The 19270-nt window shown below is 72.5% G+C and carries 11 protein-coding genes; 2 read left to right on the top strand and 9 right to left on the bottom strand.

Features of this window, described 5'->3' with window-relative positions; all coding sequences use genetic code 11:
* Positions 1-176: 176 nt before the first annotated feature.
* Positions 177-1280, bottom strand: a complete 1104-nt coding sequence (locus tag AQJ54_RS01760) for a hypothetical protein (RefSeq protein ID WP_079069683.1) — start codon at positions 1278-1280, stop codon at positions 177-179.
* A 211-nt stretch (positions 1281-1491) separates the two neighbouring features.
* Here AQJ54_RS01760 and AQJ54_RS01755 point away from each other — a divergent pair, with 211 nt between their 5' ends.
* The gene (locus AQJ54_RS01755) at positions 1492-2520 is read left to right on the top strand and encodes an LPXTG cell wall anchor domain-containing protein (protein WP_062023490.1); all 1029 of its coding nucleotides are present in this window, start codon (positions 1492-1494) and stop codon (positions 2518-2520) included.
* Between the two features lie 158 nt (positions 2521-2678).
* Here the strand turns inward: AQJ54_RS01755 and AQJ54_RS01750 are convergent, their stop codons facing one another.
* From AQJ54_RS01750 to AQJ54_RS01730, 5 genes are all read right to left on the bottom strand, one after another.
* Positions 2679-4460, bottom strand: a complete 1782-nt coding sequence (locus tag AQJ54_RS01750) for a GMC family oxidoreductase N-terminal domain-containing protein (RefSeq protein ID WP_062233133.1) — start codon at positions 4458-4460, stop codon at positions 2679-2681.
* 40 nt (positions 4461-4500) lie between these two features.
* The gene (locus tag AQJ54_RS01745; protein WP_030317184.1) at positions 4501-6114 is read right to left on the bottom strand and encodes a succinic semialdehyde dehydrogenase; all 1614 of its coding nucleotides are present in this window, start codon (positions 6112-6114) and stop codon (positions 4501-4503) included.
* A 137-nt stretch (positions 6115-6251) separates the two neighbouring features.
* On the bottom strand, positions 6252-7481 hold the full coding sequence (locus AQJ54_RS01740) for a serine/threonine-protein kinase (RefSeq protein ID WP_062233130.1): 1230 nt from the start codon (positions 7479-7481) through the stop codon (positions 6252-6254).
* A 46-nt stretch (positions 7482-7527) separates the two neighbouring features.
* Positions 7528-9099 carry a serine/threonine-protein kinase gene (locus tag AQJ54_RS01735; protein ID WP_062233127.1) on the bottom strand — a complete coding sequence of 524 codons (1572 nt, stop codon included), beginning with the start codon at positions 9097-9099 and terminating at the stop codon, positions 7528-7530.
* 91 nt (positions 9100-9190) lie between these two features.
* A complete protein-coding gene (locus AQJ54_RS01730; RefSeq protein ID WP_062233124.1) occupies positions 9191-10927 on the bottom strand; it encodes a serine/threonine-protein kinase in 1737 nt (578 codons plus the stop codon).
* Positions 10928-11184: 257 nt separating this feature from the next.
* On the opposite strand from AQJ54_RS01730, the gene AQJ54_RS01725 reads away from it, so the two are divergent.
* Positions 11185-11601 (top strand): hypothetical protein, encoded by a 417-nt coding sequence (locus tag AQJ54_RS01725; RefSeq protein ID WP_132835242.1) that lies wholly within the window; start codon positions 11185-11187, stop codon positions 11599-11601.
* An 82-nt stretch (positions 11602-11683) separates the two neighbouring features.
* On the opposite strand, the gene AQJ54_RS01720 is transcribed toward AQJ54_RS01725, so the two are convergent.
* The 3 genes from AQJ54_RS01720 to AQJ54_RS01710 all read right to left on the bottom strand — a co-directional run bounded on the left by AQJ54_RS01720 (position 11684) and on the right by AQJ54_RS01710 (position 19063).
* Positions 11684-13396 carry a serine/threonine-protein kinase gene (locus tag AQJ54_RS01720; protein ID WP_062023479.1) on the bottom strand — a complete coding sequence of 571 codons (1713 nt, stop codon included), beginning with the start codon at positions 13394-13396 and terminating at the stop codon, positions 11684-11686.
* A 183-nt stretch (positions 13397-13579) separates the two neighbouring features.
* Positions 13580-16627 carry a protein kinase gene (locus AQJ54_RS01715; protein ID WP_062234811.1) on the bottom strand — a complete coding sequence of 1016 codons (3048 nt, stop codon included), beginning with the start codon at positions 16625-16627 and terminating at the stop codon, positions 13580-13582.
* 174 nt (positions 16628-16801) lie between these two features.
* Positions 16802-19063, bottom strand: a complete 2262-nt coding sequence (locus AQJ54_RS01710) for a serine/threonine-protein kinase (protein WP_062233118.1) — start codon at positions 19061-19063, stop codon at positions 16802-16804.
* Positions 19064-19270 lie beyond the last annotated feature (207 nt).

The raw sequence follows: 19270 nt of genomic DNA, 5'->3' as shown, positions 1-19270 counted from the left end.
GTCCAGACCAAGGGGCGGCGAGTACGACGGCGGGAAGAGCAGGCGGCGCAACCCCCCGGCGCCGCTCCCCGGCACCGGCGCTGCCCTGACGTCGGTGCTGACGAAAGAAGGGCCCCGCGGTTCCGCCCCCGCGGGGCCCTTCGCTTGCGCGAGCCCACCGGACTCGCACGGGCCGACTAGACCCGGGACACCGTCCCGCAGTCCTTGATCCGGCCGATGTCCTCACTGCGGTCGTAGGGGTCCCGCGTCGGACCCGTGGGGGCCGGTCCGCTGGGCTCCGCCGTGGTGGGGAACTCCGGGTGCAGGAACCCGTCGTGGACGTCGCAGGTCGTGTTGCCGGCGCTCTCGTCGTACCGCAGGACGTTGAGCCTGCCCGGGGTGACCTGGTACTTCGCCGGGTCGGGCAGTTCGACGTCGAGGACGCGGCGGACGATGGTGCGGGTCACCTCGGTGGTGCCGTCGGTGCGGACGACCGGGTAGACGAAGGTGTAGTCGGCGTGCACGGCCACCGAGGCGTGCTCACCGGCCTTGAACGTCATCCGGCCCCGCAGCTTGATCACGTCACCGACCAGCCGGACCTCGGCGGGGTCGAAGCGGCTGAACATCGACAGCGGGTCGTGGTCCTTGTCCGGCTTGCTCAGGCCGGTGTTCAGGCGCTTGAGGACGTCGCCCTGCTTGGGGTCCAGCAGGGCGAGCGCCGCGGCGGGCCGTTCACCGCGCAGGGTGCCCGGAGCGAGGTTGGACTCGACCAGCAGCTTCTTGGTCAGGTCGAGGGCCTGGCCGACCTTGGCCGCGGACTGCCCGGAGACGGCCTTGGCCTTCGGTACGACGATCCCGGACTCGCCGTCGGCCCACTGCTTGGCCGGAGAGCCGGCGAACGGGTCGTCGAGGGTGGGGATCTCGGGGTCCACGGCGGCCGGGGCCGTGGTCGGGGCCGCCGTCTCCTGGGGCAGCGGGGAGGCGGCGGACTCCGCGGAGCTCCCGCCGCCGAAGAGGTCGCCCGGTATCAGCGACGGCTTCACCGCGACGACGGCCACCACGACCGCGACGGCGATCCCGAGGACGCCCCACAGGCCCCGCCGGCTCTTCTTCTGCTGCCAGGCCGGGCCGGTGCGCCAGCCCTCCGGCAGCTCTCCGCGCGCTTCCTGTCGCCGCAGCCGCTCGGCCACTTCACGGGCACGCGCGGAGGGTTCCTTCGGGGCGGTGGCCCGGATGTCCCGTTCGGTATCACGGACGAATTGGTCCCAGACGTCATCCGGGATCTTGGGGTCTTCTGACACGTGAGTCAGTTCTAGGGCCTCAGAAAGCGTGTTCACAAGAAGAACTGGTATGTGACTCAGCCCACATAAGTTTTCTGTGAATGGCCGCACAACCTTTCACAGGTGGCGTGGATCAAACCTCACGAACCACGGGCCCCACCCGCGCCCCACACGCGGAGGCCTCCTGACGTGTGGTGCGCGCAGCGCGGCACACCTGACTCCCGAGGTCTTCATGAAGCTTCGTCGTGCACTTGCCGCCGCGGCCGCGACCGCCGCGATAGCGCCGCTGGCGCTGTTCGCCGCGCCGAGCGCGTACGCGGACGGGACCCCCACGCCGACCACGACCGAGAGCACACCCGCCGCCGACTCCACCCCGGCCGACGCCACGAGCACCCCGGCGGACCCGGCCACGACCCCGGCGGACCCGACGACCACCACCACCGCCACCGGAACCCCGACCACGGGCGCGTCCGGCTCGGCGACCGCCAGCAGCAGCCCCTCGACGAGCCCCACCGGCTCGGCCTCCGCGACCAGCAGCCCGTCGCCGAGCGAGAGCGGCAAGCCGGGCGACGCGTGCGAGGTCGACGAGGACAGCCCGATCATCGAGGACAGCGACGTGCTGCACAGCTCGCTGACCGGTCTGCCCGAGTCCATCGTGGCGGGCAGCGGCTGGAAGAACTTCAAGTTCAACGTCAGCAACTCCGGTGACGACACCATCAAGGACATCCAGCCGATCGTCGCCGTCGGCGCGGTCGACTGGAACTTCGACGAGGACTACAGCGACCTGGTCACCGTCCAGGTGAAGCAGGGCGGCTCCTGGGTCGACGTGGCCACGCAGTTCGGCGAGGGCGGCTCCTTCAACTCCTTCGACCTGGACGGCGGCGACTCGGTCAGCTACCAGCTGCGGGTGAAGGTCGACCGTGAGGTCCCGAGCGCGATCGGTATCGCCATCGGCCTGGCCGAGTACTCCGACGACCAGGGCTGCTGGGTCTCCCAGGACGACAACTACGGCATCTACTACTTCGAGGTGCTGCCGGCCGGCTCCGACGCGGGCAAGCCGGGCGACGCCAAGCCGCAGACCGGCGGCAAGAGCGCCATCAAGGACGTCAACGGCGTCGACGTGGACGGTCAGCTCGCCGAGACCGGTTCCAGCTCGGCCCTTCCGGTCATCGGCCTCGTCGGCGGGTTCGCCGTGGTCGCCGGTACCGGTGTCGTCTTCGCGATGAAGCGGCGCAAGGGCGTGAACGGCGCCCACGCCTGAGTCGTAGGGCCGCACACGCCGTAAACACAGCTTGACGCAAGAAAAAGAGAAGGACCTGCGCTCGGAGGGGGGCGCAGGTCCTTCTCTTTGGGCTTTCCGGCTCTACCGGGCCTTTCCGGCTCTACCGGCCCTTACGGCTCGACTGATTCTTTCCGGCTCTACGGCTTCTTCGGCACCGTCGGTATCCCCAGGAACGGCAGCCTCAGCGCGCCGAAGGCCTCCGCCGGGACCGCCGGGGACCTGGGCTCGACGGGGTGGAGGCGCTCGTACGCCTCGCCCTGGGCCGGACGAGGATCCGGCTCGCCCTTGTTGGGCCAGTACGACATCGCGCGCTCGGCCTGTGCGGTGATGGTCAGCGAGGGGTTCACGCCGAGGTTCGCGGAGACCGCGGCGCCGTCGACGACCGAGATCCCGGGGTGGCCGTAGAGCCGGTGGTACGGGTCGATGACACCGGTCTCGCGGGAGGAGCCGATGGGGCAGCCGCCGAGGAAGTGGGCGGTGAGCGGGGTGCCCATGAGCTCGCCGACGTTGGAGCCGGCGAAGCCGTTGATGTCGGCGGCGACGGCGGACGCGGCCTGTGAAGCGGCCCTGATCTGCTTGGGGTTGGGGGCGCCGTGGCCCTGGCGGGCAGTGAGCAGGCCCTTGCCGACGCCGTCCGGTTTCAGGTACGTCGTCAGGGAGTTGTCCAGCGACTGCATGACCAGGCCGATGATGGTCCGCTCCGACCAGCGGCGGTTGGAGAGGGAGCGCAGGACCAGGAGGGGGTGCCGGGCGGCGTTCGCCAGCCAGGCCGCCACCCTCGACGAGCCCTCCGCGTACGGCACTTGGAGGATCGACAGGCCGCCCATCGAGTTGGAGCCCTTGCCGTAGCGGACCGGCTCGATGTGGGTGTTCTCGTCCGGGTGGATGGAGGACGTGATGGCGACGCCCCGGGTGAAGTCGACCTTGGCGGCGCCGGTGGCCTTGCGGTAGCGGCGGTTGTCGGTCTGGGCGCCCACCAGGGCCTCGGAGTTGGTGCGGGTGAGTTCGCCCAACTTCTCCGAGATGTACGGCAGTTGGCCGCCTGCCTTCATGCGGTGGAGCAGGGTCTGGGTGCCGTAGGTGCCGGCGGCGATGACGACCTGGCGGGCCTTGAAGGTGCGGCCCCGCGAGGACCTGCGGCGGTCGTCGGTGGGCAGGGTCGCCACCGCGTAGCCGCCCTGGGAGTCGTCGGTGACCGAGACGACGGTGGTGAGCGGGTGGACGACCGCGCCGGCCTTCTCGGCGAGGTGGAGGTAGTTCTCGTTGAGCGTGTTCTTGGCGCCGTGCCGGCAGCCGGTCATGCACTCGCCGCACTCGGTGCAGGCCCTGCGGGAGGGGCCGGCCCCGCCGAAGTAGGGGTCCGCGACCTGCTCGCCGGGAGCCGCCTTGCTCTTGCCCTCCGCGTCCTCGCCGTCGCCGAAGAAGACGCCGACCGGGGCCATGTGGAAGGTGTCGCCGACGCCCATCCGCTCGGCGGCCGCCTTGAGATGGACGTCGGAGGGGGTCATCGTCGGGTTGAGCCGGACGCCGAGCATGCGGCGGGCCTGGTCGTAGTACGGCTCCAACTCCTCCTGCCAGTCGGTGATGTCACGCCACTGGGGGTCCTCGAAGAAGGGCTTCGGGGGGACGTAGAGAGTGTTGGCGTAGTTCAGCGAGCCGCCGCCGACGCCGGCGCCCGCGAGAACCATGACGTTGCCGAGCAGGTGGATGCGCTGGATGCCGTACAGGCCGAGCTTGGGGGCCCAGAGGTAGTTCTTCAGGTCCCAGGAGTTCTTGGGGAGGGTCTCGCGGGTGAACCGGCGGCCGGCTTCCAGGACGCCTACGCGGTAGCCCTTCTCGGTGAGGCGCAGCGCGGTGACGCTGCCGCCGAAGCCGGAGCCGACGACGATGACGTCGTAGTCGTAGGTGTCCTGGGGCACGTGCTCTCCTCGTTGAGAACGTCGTCTGGAACGGGCGTTCCTACTTGAACCGGAACGCCTTCATCAGCCGCAGGCTGCGGCTCATGAACTGGGCGTACTTCTCGTCGTCCATGCCCAGCGAGGGCGCCATCGGCAGGAGCCGCTGCTGGGCGATCGTCTGGGCCTCGGTGTACTTGAGGATGCCCTCGGAGCCGTGCCGGCGGCCGAGGCCGGAGTCCTTCATGCCGCCCATCGGGGACTGGACGCTGCCGTAGGCGGAGGCGTAGCCCTCGTTGACGTTGACCGTGCCGGCGCGCACCCGGGAGGCGACCTCGCGGCCCCGCTTGCCGTCCTTCGTCCACACCGACGAATTCAGGCCGTACGGCGTGGAGTTGGCGAGCTCGATCGCCTCGTCCTCGCTCTTGAAACGGTAGATGGAGACGACCGGGCCGAAGGTCTCCTCGGCGCACACGGCCATCGGCTCGGTGACGCCGTCGAGGATGGTCGGCTCGTAGAAGTACGGGCCTATGTCCGGGCGGGCGACGCCGCCGGCGACGAGCTTGGCGCCCTTCTCGACGGCCTCGTCCACGTGCCGGGTGACGGTCTCCAGCTGCCGCTCCCCCACCAGGGAGCCCATGTCGGCGCCGTAGGCGAGGGACGTGCCGAGGCGCATGGCCTTGGTGCGGGCGGCGAAGCGCTCGACGAACGCGTCGGCGATCGACTCGTGGACGTACAACCGCTCGATGGAGATGCAGAGTTGGCCCGCGGAGGAGAAGCAGGCGCGGACGGCACCGGCGGCGGCCTTCTCGACGTCGGCGTCCTCGAGGACCAGCATGGCGTTCTTGCCGCCGAGTTCGAGGGAGACGCCGACGAGCCGGGCGGCGGCGCCCTGGGCGACCTCGCGGCCGGTGCGGGTGGAGCCGGTGAAGGAGACGTAGTCGGCGTGCCGGACCACCTCGGGGCCGACCACGGGGCCCTCGCCGAGGACGACCTGGAAGACGTCGGCGGGCAGCCCGGCCTCGATCAGCAGATCCCGTGCCCACAGGGCGGTCAGGCAGGTCTCGGTGTCCGGCTTCATCACGACCGCGTTGCCCGCGGCGAAGGCGGGGAGCGCGTCCCCGACGGACAGTTCGAGCGGGTAGTTCCAGGGGGCGATCTGGCCCACGACCCCGCGCGCGTGGCGCAGTTCGGTGACCTTGGTGAGGGTGGGCACGGCTCCCGCGTGCCGCTTGGGCCTGAGGTAGGCGGGCGCCTTGCGGCCGTAGTGCCGGGCCGCGACCGCGACGGCCTGCACCTCCTCGTGGGCGTGCAGACGGGCCTTGCCGGTCTCCAGCTGGATGAGGTCGAGGACCTCGGCCTGCCGCTCCAGGACCAGGTCGTGGAAGCGGAGCAGGACGGCGGCGCGCTGCCGCACCGGGGTCCGCTCCCACACCGGCTGCGCCGCGCGGGCCGCCTCGTAGGCCTTCCGTACGTCCTCGGGGGTGGACTCGGGCAGGTCGGCCAGCTTCTCGCCGGTGAACGGCGTGTGGTTCGCGGTACGGCGGGAACCGACGACCCCCTTGGTGAGCTGGGCGACCAGCTCCGGGGTGACCACGTCGGCCGCGGTACGGGCGCCCTCAGGGGCGGGGGCGAGGGGGTTGGTGCCGGTCTTGGCCGGGGCCTGCGCGTCCGTCATGAGGCGCAGGGTATTCGGGACGGGGCGCTTTGGGTACCCGTCGGTAACAGGCGTTCACCGAGTGCGCACATGCCGCCAGTGATGACTGGCAGGGAATGCGCTGATCAGGGCGTTGGACGGACGTCCCGCGGCGACGATCAACCGCGCTCCGGTTTTTTCTGCAGGAGCAGACCGAAGGCGGAGAGAGCGGTCAGCCGACGCGGCTGGAGGTCGGGGGCGGGAGCGGGGGCGGCCGACGGTGGGGCGGACGGGTCGTGGCCGTCGGCGCCGGGGGACGCGGCGGGTGCTGTCGTGGCGTCCGGACCGGAGCCCGTCGTGGAAGCCGGGTCCGGTGCCGAGGCGCGCGCACCGGCCGACGTGACGGTCGCGCCGGCGCCCTGGAGGGCGGGATCCGCCGTCGCGGCCGCCACGAGGTGCGCACCGGCGTGCGGCACGGCGGCCCGCTCCCCGGAGTCCGGAGTGCTCGTTTTCACGGCCCACTCCGGTACGGGCGCCCCGGCGACCTCCGCCAGGAGCTGGGCGACTTCCTCCGCCAGGGGCCGCTGTTCGGGCTCGGTGGCGAGGAGTCGGTCCAGCAAGGCGCCCAGCGGTCCGGGCCGGGCCTCCGCCACGGCCGCCCGGAGCACCGCCCCCAACGACCACAGGTCGGAAGCGGGCCCCGCCCCCGGTCCCGACGCACACTCCGGGGCGACGAATCCGGCGGAGGACTCCCGGCCCCCGGCCGACGCCTCCCGACCACCGGCCGACGCCTCCCGACCACCGGCCCGACCACCGGCCGACGCCTCCCGACCACCGGCCCGACCACCGGACGCCGTCTCCCGACCATCGGCCGCCGTCTCCCGGCCGCCCGCGTGCGCGGCTGCGCCGATCCCGAAGTCGGTGACGACGACCCGCCCGCTGCCCGCTTCGAGGAGGACGTTGGCGGGCTTGAGGTCCCGGTGGACGATGCCGACCCCGTGCGCGGTGTGGAGGGCGCCGAGGACGGCGAGCCCGATCCGCGCGGCCTCGGTGTCCGGCAGCGGCCCCCGCGCCGCCAGAGCGGCCTCCAGCGACTCGCCCTCCACCAACTCCATGACGATCCACGGCAGTTCGTCCTCGAGGAGGACGTCGTGAATGGTGACGGCCGACGGATGGTCGACCCAGGCCGCGGCCCGCGCCTCGTGCGGCAGCCGCTGCACGGCCCGCCGCCGCTCCTCGTCCCGCGGGTCCCCGGTCAGCCGGGGCTCCTTGACGGCGACGTACCGCTCGTCCTGCTCGTCGTGAGCCCGCCACACCGTGCCGCTCGGCCCGGCCCCGATCCGCTCGACGAGCCGGTACCGCGCACCGATCAGGCGTCCGTCGGACGGGAGTTCGCCGTCTTCACTCATGGCACATGAGTACCTTGCGCGTCCCGCCCTTGTCTAAGCGGCGGGCTCAGGGCCGGTCCACGCTCAGGTTGGCGATCGCCGTCCTCGCCACCTCACGCCCCCGCGCGGTGAAGTCGCCCCGGCCCGGATAGCCGACGGTGAGCTTGTACATGTCGCCGGCGGTGGTCCGGTAGTAGAAGATCTGGACTTCGCGCGGGCGGGGGTTCTGGCTGTCGGTGGTGTCGTACCTGACGGTGTTCCCGGCGGCCTTGGCGCCCTGGTAGGTCCTGTCCTCGGGCCGGGTCCGCGACGTCTTGGACATGCTGAGCTCGTAGTCGCCGCTCTCCTTGAACCGGCTGTCGTCGTCGTACATCTCGGCCGCCGCGGACCCCGCGATGTCATGCGCGGTGTCCTCGGCCTTCCGGTCCAGGCGCAGGCCGATCCAGATGGCGCCGCTCTCGTCGGCGTACCTGATCCAGTGGTCCTTGTCCGTCTTGCGGTCGGGTGTGGTGGGCCGGTAGCCCGCGGGGACCGCCAGCGTCGCGGCGACGTCCTTGGTGTGCTTCTTGGTCCAGCCGTCCGGGAGCGGTCCCGCGAAGGGGTCCGCGATCACCAGGCAGGCCACCGCCGCGGCCGCGAGGACCGCCGCGCCGAGCCCGAACAGCGTCCTGCGGCCCAGCCGGATGCCGCCGCCCGCCGGTGCCTCCACGGTCCGCACGATCGGCTCGGGTTCCGGGGCCGGCGGGTTGGCGGTGGCCTCCAGGAGCGCCCTGACCTGTGCGGCGGTGGGCCGGCGTGCGGGGTCCTTCTGGAGCAGGCCGTTGATGGCCTCGGCGAGCGGACCGGGCGCGGCGGCGGGCGGCGCGGGCACGGCGTTGAGGACGGACTGGAGGGTGGCCGGGGTGTTGCTGCGGCGGAACGGCGAGACGCCCTCCGTCGCCGCGTACAGGACCACACCGAGGGACCAGAGGTCGGAGGCGGGCCCGGGGCGCTGGCCCAGCACCCGCTCCGGGGCGATGAACTCGGGCGAGCCGACGAAGCCGCCGGTGTCGGTGAGGCTGGTCTCGCCCTCGATCTGCGCGATGCCGAAGTCGGTGAGCACGACCCGGTCGTGTCGGCCTAGGAGGACGTTGTCCGGTTTCACATCCCTGTGCAGGACGCCCGCCGCGTGCGCGGCCTCCAGCGCGCCGAGCACCTCGAGGCCGATTCTCGCCGCTTCCCGCGCCCCGAGGGTGCCCTCCTGCAACACGTCGCCCAGTGAGCGGCCCCGCACCAGCTCCATCACGATCCACGGCCGGCCGTCCACGACCGCCACGTCATGCACGTTCACGACGGACGGATGGTCGAGCCGGGCCGCGGCGCGCGCCTCTCGACGCATCCGCTCGAAGGCGTTGCCCTGTTCGCGTTCGGGAAGGTGATCCGGCACGCGGGGTTCCTTGACGGCCACCTCGCGGTCCACCGTCTCGTCCTGGGCCCGCCACACCGTGCCCATGCCACCGTGCCCGAGCTTGGCGAGCAGTCGGTAGCGGCCGGCTATGAGCCGCCCCACGCCCGGCTCCGAGGGGGCGGGCCTGGGCGGTTGCAGTACGTAACTCGTCGTCTCGTCGGACTCGTGGCCGACTCCCCCGCTGCTGCTCATGGGTTCATCCCTATCGCGCCCTGCGCCTCCGCTTCCACAGGGAACGCGATCCGGTCACAGACCCGTGACCCGTGGCGCGGCTTATCGCCGCCTATGTCCGGGTGAAGGTGTCCAGCGCGACGTCGAAGTACTCCTTCGCCTCCCGCACCTTCCCGACCGGTGCCGAGACCCACACGTCGTACAGCCGTCCGTTCTCCTCCCAGCACAGGTCGTAGGTGTGCCGGGAGCCCTCGGCCGCGCTGAAGCCGTCCCAGGTGAACTCCCAGAGGGCGGCGGGGTGTCCGCGGTGCGTGACGGAGGTGACCCGGCCGTCCCGGTAACCGGGGTTGGTGTCCGGCCCCTTGGCGGCCGCGCGGCGCATCACACCCAGGGGGCCGCCGGGCTGGGGGTCGGCGACCTTGATGCCGAGGTGGAAGGTCTCCCCCGGTGACATGTAGAAGACCCGTTGCCCCTGCGGCGCACGGGTGAACCCGTCCGGCACGGCCAGCGCGAACCCGGCGGGGTCGTCGGCGACCCGGTAGCCGGAGGGGGCGGACGGGAGCGTGACGGTGGGCGGCCTGGAGGACGGGCTCGTGGGCGTCTTCGGAGAGCTGCCGGCCGGGGTGCGCGGGGTGGTGCCGGCCGGTGTGCGCGGGGTGGTGCCGACCGCTGTCCCGGGCGCCGAACTGCTCGTCGTCGTACGGCCGTCCCCGCCCCGGTGCGTCAGCAGGACCGCCGCCGACGCCCCCGCCCCCGCCAGCGCGGCGACCAGCAGCGCCGCCATGAGCACGGCCCGCCTCGACCGGGCCCGCACCGCCCGGGGCCCACCGCTCGCGGAGGGCGCCGGGGACGGCCGTACGGACGAGTCCTGCCGCTCCTGGGACCGCCGTACGGAGGAGCCTTGCCGCTCCTGGGACCGCCGTGCCGAGGAGTCCTGGTGCGTCTGCGACCGCCGCAGCGGCAGGTCGCGCTCGGTCGGGGTGTACGGGCGATCGGGCATCCGGCGCGTCGGGGTGCGGCCCGTCTCCAGGAACGCCCGCAGCATCCGCTCCGCCTCCACCGCGTCCAGGCGCAGCTCGGGATCGCGCTCCAGCAGTCCCCGTACGACGGGCAGCAGTGGCGCGGCCTGCGCGGGCGGCCGGATCTCGTCGATGACGACGGCGTGCAGGATGCCGCCCAACGAGTCGCGTCGGAACGGCGATTCACCGCTGAGAGCCGTGCACAGCAGCGCGCCCAGGGACCACAGGTCGGCCTCCGGGCCGGTCCTGACCCCGGACATCCGCTCCGGCGCGGTGTACTCGGGCGAGCCGACGAAGGAACCGGTCTCGGTGAGCGTGGTGGCGCCGGCGACCTGGGCGATGCCGAAGTCGGTGAGGACGACCCGGCCGGTGTCGGACTCGACGAGGACGTTGGCGGGCTTGATGTCCCGGTGCAGCACCCCGGCCGTGTGCGCGGCGCGCAGCGCGCTCAGCAGGTCGGCGCCGATCCGGGCGGCCTCACGGGCGTCGACCGGGCCGTCGGCGGAGATCCGCTCGGCGAGGGAGCCGCCGTCGATCAACTCCATGACGATGTACGGCCGTTCGTCCTGCTCGACGACGTCGTGCACCACGATGATGTGCGGGTGGCGCAGCCGGGCGACCGCACCCGCCTCACGCAGCGTGCGGTCGCGCTGGAGCCTCGCGTCCTCGGCGGAGAGGCTCTCGTCGAGCGGGATCTCCTTGACGGCGACCTGCCGGCCGAGCAGCTGATCCGTAGCCCGCCACACCACGCCCATGCCGCCGCGGCCGATCCTCGCCTCCAGGCGGTAACGGCTCGCGATCACACGGAAGTCGTCCCCCGGGGTGCTCATGCGTCCCATGATGCCGCGCCGGACGGACCCCTTCCGGGACGCTGACCGGCCAAGCGGGAATCGCCCTCCCGGAGGTGGTCCAGCGCCAGGCCGAACTCGAGCTCACTCGCGTCCAAGAGCGCCCCTTTCCAGCCAAGGCCGGTTTCTGAATGGATGCAAAGCGTGGCACAACACGAGGACATAGGCCCGATATTCGACAACCCGGGTGTCTGGAATCTTGCTGTCCTGCACATCATGGAACCCAATAGCGTTCCCCCATGGGAAACACATGGAAGCGCCTTTCGGTCACGAGTGTCGCGGCGGTGGCCATATTCGCCACGACCACGGTGACCAATGCCAGTGCGGCGAGTGGCGGCGCCTCGTGCTCCACGACCGGTGCCACGGGGAGCATGACATTCACCAATTGGTCGAGCAATTACGTGGACATCAGCGGCTGGGTCAAGGACACCGCTGCCGACAGCCACCATGTGGCCATTCAGCTCATCTCCACCAACAGCCTTCCCAACGTGACCTATTGGCCCTGGCGTCATGAATACGGTGGAAATGGCGCGACTCTCACCTTCACCACTCACGCGTCAACCACCGACGGTTCGCTCCGCGATGTCGGTGTGCACGTGGCGGTCTGGGAGGGTGACCACATAGTCGGCGGGCTCACCTGCTCGGATTGGGCCTGAGCCCCCGCAGGACAAACGGTCCGCTCCCACGGTCCTGTCCGGCGGAGCCCGTGTACGGAACTCCGCCGAAGTCGTGCTGCTCTCACTGCTGCACTTCGCCCTCTTGCCAGCTCCGCAGAATCCAGTCGAACTGCTTGCGCGTGGTGGCCCAGTCGGCGGTCGGCGAAGACGCGTAGATGGCGTACTCGGTGCCGTCGCGTTCCATGAACCCGACGTCGATGGCATGGTACGGAGCCGCGAAGTAATGCGGCGGGTCCTTGGCCAGCGCATCCCACGTGTACTCCCAGCGCGCGCCGGGCAGGTCGCGGAAGAGGGCCTTCCTGAGGCTCAGCTGCTTGTAGTTCTTCAGCCCTGAGATCTGCGCGTTCAGGTTGCTCATGTGCTCGTACGAGGTGGCGAAGTCCGGGGCGGTGTCGACGGCGACGCGCACGAGGTGTTTGCCCTTGTCGGGCGAGTAGTCGACCTGTGTGAGGCCGTCCTGGTCGATGGAGACGGACCGCTGCCATCCCCGGGGCAGGTAAATGGTGAACCCCGCCGGGTCGTTGTGGCGCTCCCAATCGGTGGGAACCCCTGGCTGGCCGTCCTGGTCGGTCGGGGTGGCGCTCGGAGTCCGCGAGGCGGCGCCGGAGCCGGTGGGGCTGTCCTTACCGAACTGCTGCAACGCGACAAAGGTACTCGCGCCGACGATCGCCGCGAAGGCGACCAGCAGGGCGAACGTGCGCAGGCGCCGCAGCCTCCGCCGCACGGGCGGGGCCGTGACCGGGGGGTACGACGTGGCAGTGACCGGAGGGTAGGGCGTGGCAGTGACCGGCGGGTAGGGCGTGCCGGCGCCCGAGGGATAGGGCGTGGTCGAGGAATGGGGCGTGGCAGCGGCCGTCTGCACCGGCCGGGTGCCCGTTCCGGTGCCGGCACCGCCGCTCGTGCTCCCCGTGTCGTACCGCAGCGACCCCGTCGGCACATACGCCTGCGCCGCACCCGGCCGCCGTCCCTCCGCCGCCTCGGCGAGCAGCTGCTCGGCCTCGGCCGCGTCGGGACGTCCCGCGGGGTCCTTGTGCAGCAGCGCGGCGATGACTGGTGCGAGCGGACCGGCGTCGCGCGGCTCGGCGGGGTACTCGTCGACGACGGCCTGCATGGTGGCCAGCGGGGTCGTGCGGCGGAACGGCGAACGGCCCTCCACGGCCGTGTACAGCGTGGCGCCGAGCGCCCACAGGTCGGCGGAGGGACCGGGGTCGGCGCCGCGGACCCGCTCGGGGGCGAGGTAGTCGACCGAGCCGACGACCTCGCCGGTGCGGGTGATCGTGGTGTCGCCCTCGATCTGGGCGATCCCGAAGTCGGTGAGCAGGACGCGGCCGTCCTGGGCGAGCAGGACGTTGCCGGGTTTCACATCCCTGTGCAGGACACCGGCGGAGTGCGCGGCGCGCAGGGCCCGCAGCACCCACAGCCCGATCCGGGCGGCCTCGCGCGGCTCCACCCGGCCGTCCTCCTTGACGGCGTCGGCCAGCGAGCGGCCCTCGACCAGCTCCATCACGATCCAGGGCCGGCCGTCGTGGTCCAGCACGTCGTGCACGGTGACGACGGCCGAGTGGTTGATCCGGGCGGCCGCGCGGGCCTCGGCACGGGTGCGGGCGAGCAGGACGGCCTGGTCGCTCTCGGAGACGTAGAGCGCGGCGGTCAACTCCTTGATGGCCACGGCCCGGTGCAGCACCTCATCGTGGGCACGCCAAACCCGGCCCATGCCGCCCTTGCCTATCGGGTCGGCGAGCCGGTAACGCCCCGCGAGGAGCAGGCCCTGCATCTGATTCACGTTGCCCCGCAATGCTCTTGACGCAGTCAGACTAAGGACCGGCCGGCGCCGAGGGGAACCAGGGGGGCGTCAAGGAGACCTCACTGTGACGGTTGTCGCTTCCGCGAAGTACGGGTGAACCCGAGGCGCCGCCACGGCGTCCGGCGGCTGCCCTGTCGCGCGGGTACGGCGTCGTCAGCCGGTCACCTGGTAGGTGGCCGACGCCTGCTCGTACAGCCGGGTCACCTCGTCCCGCTCCGCCTCCGGGCCGCGCACCTGCACCACGTGGTACTTCCCGCCGACCAGCATCGCGAGATTGCGCACGTACATCTCGCGCCCGTCGTCGCCGGTCCAGGTGAACTGCCCCTCGGCCATGCTCCTGGTGCCCACCTGGATCGACTTCAGCCCGGTCGCGGTGGCCCAGCTGGAGTCGCGGTAGGGCTGGAGCTCGGGCTCCTTCTCGCGCTGATAGACCATCGGATCGTCGCCGTTGGCCGCCGCGGTGTCCCGCCCGGGTACGACGACGAGCTCGAAGTTGCCCTGGGAGTAGACCACCTGACCGCGGCCGTTCCTCGGGGTGCGGTTCCAGCCGTTGGCCACGGCGACCTTGAAGCCCTCCGGGTCCGTGCGCACGGTGAAGCCGTCGGCGACCTCGGGCCCGGCGGTCTGGGTCTCGGCGGCTCCGCTGGACCGCGACGGCTCCGGAGCGCTCGGCGCGGGCGTGGTCTGCTCGGGCCGCGGCTCGCTGCTGGCGCCCGACGGCTGGGCGGGCCCGGCCTGACTCGTGGAACCCGTCCTGTCCGCACCCTGGTCGTCGGAATCCGCCTTGGGCATGAAGTACATGGCGTACGCGATCGCCGCTGCCATCACCAGCAGGATGAGCAGCAGCAGATTGCGGCCCAGGCGGCGCGGCGAGGCTCCGGCCTCCTCCCGGCCCCGCTTGTGCCGACCGTGCGCACTGGTCGCGGGCAGGCCGGCCCGCCGCCTGCGCACCAACTCGCCCCGGCGGCGCACGATCGGCAACCGGCTCTTGTCCACGGGCGGCGCGGCCACGACATGGACGCCGGCCTCCGGCTCGGGCGCGGAGCGCACCAGGGACCGCAGCCAGCCGCGCAGTTCCTCGAAGTCCAGGCGCTCGGTGGGGTCCTGTCGCAGCAGCGACTCCACGACCGGTCGCAGCGGCCCGCACTCCTCCGCGAAGGCGGGCGGCTCGGCGCACACCAGCTGCACCAGCTCGGCCGTCGACTCCTCGGGGTAGGGCGCGTGTCCCTGTACGGCCCGGAACAGCAGTGCCCCGAGGGCCCACAGGTCGGTCGCGGGTCCGATCGGCGCGGCGAGCTGCCAGTTCTCGTGCACGGGCCCGGCCTGCTCGGGCGCCCACCGCTCGGTGACGGGCCCCACCACAGCCATCCGCGCCTGCCGGGCCCGCTCCGCGGCGAGCGCGGTGGCGGGACCACGGCGGGCGGCGGGAGCCGCGTGGGCGAGGTCGTCCCACCGCGCGGGAGCGGCACCGATGCCACCCGCGGCGCCGGGCCCACCTATGTCACTGCCTACGTCCATGCCTCCCGCAGTCCCGGGCCCTCCGGCGTCCGGACCGCTTCCGGCCCGCGGTCCTCCGGCGCCCACACCGCTTCCGGCCCGCAGCCCACCGGGGTCCACGACACCTCCGGGCACGGGCCCGCCCGTCGGCACGGGACCGAGACCGGGCGCCTGTCCCTCGACCGCGCCCGGCGCGCCGCCCCGCACCGTCCCGCCGACCCCACCGCGCGGCACGGCCCCGTGCCAGGAGGCAGGCCGCACTCCGTAGGGATCGGCTATCTGCCCCGGGGGCACACTCCCGGGCACGTGCTCGACACCGCTCCCGGCGTCGTGCGCGGGCTGCCCCATGCCGTTCCCGGAGGGGTACGGCGACTGCCCCGGACCGTCCACCACCGGATACGCCGGCCCCGGACCGTCCACCGCCGGATACGCCTGGCCAGGACTCCCCACCGCCGGATACGCCTGTCCCGGTCCACCGGCAGCCGGATACGTCAGTTCCTGAGGGTTGCCCCGCAGTTCCTGTGGGTTGCCCCGCGTCGCCGAGAAGTCGGTGTCCGGTGCCGGGCGGGCTCCCGGGAGGGCCGCTCGGCTGTTCTGTGCCTCCTGGACCCGGGCCGCCGCCCGTGCCCCCGCTCGGTACGCGGCGATCGCACCCGCCCGCGCCGCCCTGATGTCCGTGCCGCCGTCGGGCTCCCGCCGGACCAACGCACCGGCGGAACCGGCGTCGTCGACCGACTCCACCCCGGCGCTCGGGAGCCCTCGCGACTCCCGCGCCTCGATCGCCGCCCGCCGAGCCGCCTCGGGGTCGGGGTCGTTCCCGCCGAACCCGCTCGCGCCGACCGGGCCCGGCCCGACTCCCTGCGTGACAGCGCCGATTCCGAAGGCCGCGCCGGATCCGCCCGCTCCGCCGAGCGCCGTGGGCCCGCCGACCGATCCCTCGCCGACGGCCTGCGCGGGAACCCGGTGCCCATCAGATCCCCCGGGCCCCCCGTGCCCCCCGTGCCCACCGATCCCGGCGTCCTGCGGCCCGGTGTCCTGCGTCCCGGCCCCGAACTCCCCGTCCCCGGAGCCCCATTCACCCGCCTCGACCGGCACCGGGTCATAGCCGCACAGCGCCTCCTCGGCCGCGCCCACCGCGAGGCCGGTCAGCATCACACGGCCGTCGTCGCAGACCAGTACCGTGCGGGCGGTGATGTTGCGGTGCACCCAGCCGTGCGCGTGCAGCACCCGCAGCGCCATCAGCACGTCGGAGGCGACCTCGGCCGCCCGGTACGGCGTCAGCGGCTTCTCGGCGAGCAGCGCCGCCAGCGGCCGCGCGGCCACCGACTCGCTGACGATCCACAGCGAACCGCCCTCGGCGAACACGTCGAAGACCTGGTCGAGCCGCGGATGGTCGGGTATCCGCGCGGCGGCCTGCGCCGCCTCGACGGCCCTGCGCACCGCGGGCTCCGTGGGCCGGCGCGTGACGCCCCGCCCCGGGCTCCGCCGCGATCCACGGGGATCCCGGGCCGTGAACCCGTCCGGGAGCCCCTCCGCGTCGAGCACCTCCGCCTCGACGACCTCGGGCAACGGAACCTGCCTGACCAGGACTTCCTGCCCGCTGTAGGTGTCGAAGGCGCGTGTCTCGGTGAGTTCGTACTCGTCGGAAGGGGGCAGCGGCAGGCGGTAGCGGTCGGCGAGCACCCGACCCGCATAGTCCTCCACGTTGCCTCCCCCGGCCGCCCGGTTGGTCAATTCCGTTCGCCTTACGGCCCGTTCCGTGCCCGGACCTGGATGCGGACGGTTCGCAAACACTCACGATACGTGCCGGAGGCAACCCGCCAAGAGGGGATTCCAGATCTCAGGGCCCAAACACGGCACCACTCGGCGGACAGCGCCTCACGACTTCGGTTCGAAGGTACGAGCGAGCGTCTGCCATGTGTCCTCGCGCAGCTCAGTGCCCCAGTTCGCGGCTTTCGCCGTGTACATCAGCGCATATCCGAGATGGCCGTTGACGACGAATCCGCGGTCGATGGTCCGGTACTTCGTCCCGTTCTCCACGTAGGTGAACTCCCAGTCGGCCGTGTTCCAGCCCCGGTAGCTCACCTTCGCTATACGGATCTTCGTGTACTGCGCGCGGACCATGCTCCGCTCCTGGTTCTCCCAGTCCGCCACCGGGTCGCCCTTCGGCGTGCTGGTCCAGGCGACGAGCAGCTTCTGCCCGTCGGGCCCGGTGAAGCGGTCACCCGCGGAGCCGGAGGTCTGGAAGCTCCACCCCTCCGGCAGACCTATCGAGTAGCCCTGGCTCCCCTTGTACGTCTTGGCGACCGCGCTGTCCCCGGAGGAGTCGCCGGAACCCGAGGACCCGGCCGAACTCCGGCCGCTCTCCTCGGTGCTGGGCGTGTTCGCGGCGCCCGCACCGGTGTCCGACGAAGGGGACCCGGTGGTGGCACCGTCGGTCCTGGTGCCCCCGCTCTTGTCCTCCTTGGTGTCGGCGCTCCCGCCCGCGCTCGCCGTCGCCTTCGTCCCGCCGCCCTTGGCTCCGTCGGTGCCTTCGTCCCCGCCGCCGAGCGTGAGGGCCAGCACGATGCCGAGGATCGCGAGCAGCACGACCACCGCGATGATTACCAGCGTGCGCCGCGGCACCACATCGGTCAGCGGCGCCCTGGGCACCGGCCTCGGAGCCAGGCCGTCCGGTGGCGTCATCACGGGCCACCCCGAACTACGCCCGTCCGACACCGCGTTGGCCTGCTGCGTCTGCCCGTCCCGCACCCCGGCAGCGCCACCGGCCGTGGACGCCGAGGACGCGGCAGCGGCAGCGGAGGCCGGAGCGTCCTTGGCCGGTGTGGAGGGCTTGGCCGACGGAGAGGGCCTGACCGGCGCGGACGCCGCAGAGGCCGCAGGAGCCGACGCGGCAGGCTCGGAAGCCTGAGCGGGCACCTTCCCTCCGAGCGAAGGGGACGCACCCGAAGCGGACACCCCGGAAGCCGCCGCACCCGAAGCCGATGCACCTGAAGCCGGCCCACCCGAAGCGGACCCAGCCGACCCCGAAGCGCCGGTCCCCGCCGCCCGAGACCCCGCCGAGCCCGAACCGGCGGCACCGGAGCCCGCCGTGCCCGAACCCGCCGTACCGCCACCGGACTTGGTCCGCGACGCGGCCGCGGACGTGGCCGCCGCCCCGGCGGCCTTCCGCATGGAACGCAGCGCCCCGCGCAGCCGCTCCCCGCCCGCGCGCTCCTCCGGCTGGGCGGGCAGCGGCACGACCCGGGTCGCGTCCGACGGCGGCTCCGGCTCGGCCTCCTTCGGCTCGGGCGCGTGGATCACCGCGGTGAGCATGGCCCGGGCACGGCTGTCGTCGAGGCGCTGGGCGGGGTCCTTGCTGAGCAGGCCGTAGATGACGTCCTTGAGGGGGCCCGCGTTCTTCGGCTCCTCCAATGGCTCGGTCATCACCGCCGTGAGCGTCGCGATCGCGGAGCCCTTGTCGTACGGCGGGGCGCCCTCGACCGCCGCGTACAGCAGCCCGCCGAGCGACCACAGGTCGGCCGCGGGGCCCGGCTTGTGCCCGCGGGCCCGCTCCGGGGAGATGTAGGAGGGGGCGCCGACGAGCATGCCGGTGGAGGTGATGGACGGGTCGCCCTCGACCTGGGCGATGCCGAAGTCAGTGAGCACGACCCGGCCGTCCTCGGAGATCAGCACGTTGGACGGCTTCACGTCACGGTGCAGGATGCCCTCGCGGTGCGCGGACCTGAGCACGTCGAGGATCGCGAGGCCCACCTCCGCCGCGCGCTTCGGCTCCAGCAGGCCGTCCTCCCGGATGACCTCGGCGAGCGACTTGCCCTCGACGAGCTCCATCACGATCCAGGGCCGGTCGTCCTCGTCGACCACGTCGTACACGGTCACCGCGCTGGTGTTGCGGATCCGCGCGATCGCCTTGGCCTCCCGCAGGGTGCGGGTGATCAGCCGGCGCTTCTCGTCCTCGTCGATGCTGGCCGGGAACCGCAGTTCCTTGACGGCCACCGTCCTGCCCAGGGTCTCGTCCTCGGCACGCCACACCGTGCCCATGCCTCCGCGGCCGAGCACTCCCCCCAGCCGGTACCGCCCGGCGAGGAGACGCTCGCTCTCGTTCTGCCGGGATGTTCCCGCCCGCTCCGCGTCCGACATGCGTCCCCTCATGAACCCGCCCTGACAGAGCCTCCATTGTCCCTCACCCGACAAGTGCCCGATGCCGTGGGGGTGGCTGCGCCGCGCGGGCCGGTCCCCCGTCGACCGGCGTCCCGCCGACACCGGTTCCCACCTCGGCGCATATGCCGGGCGCACGCGCTCTGTTCAGGTGGCCGGCGCCACCACCGAGGCACGTCACCGCCCCGC

It is taken from the genome of Streptomyces griseorubiginosus (genome assembly GCF_001514195.1).
Lineage (GTDB): Bacteria > Actinomycetota > Actinomycetes > Streptomycetales > Streptomycetaceae > Streptomyces > Streptomyces griseorubiginosus.
Note: the sequence above shows the minus strand (reverse complement) of the source record. Positions and strands in the feature narration are given on the sequence as shown.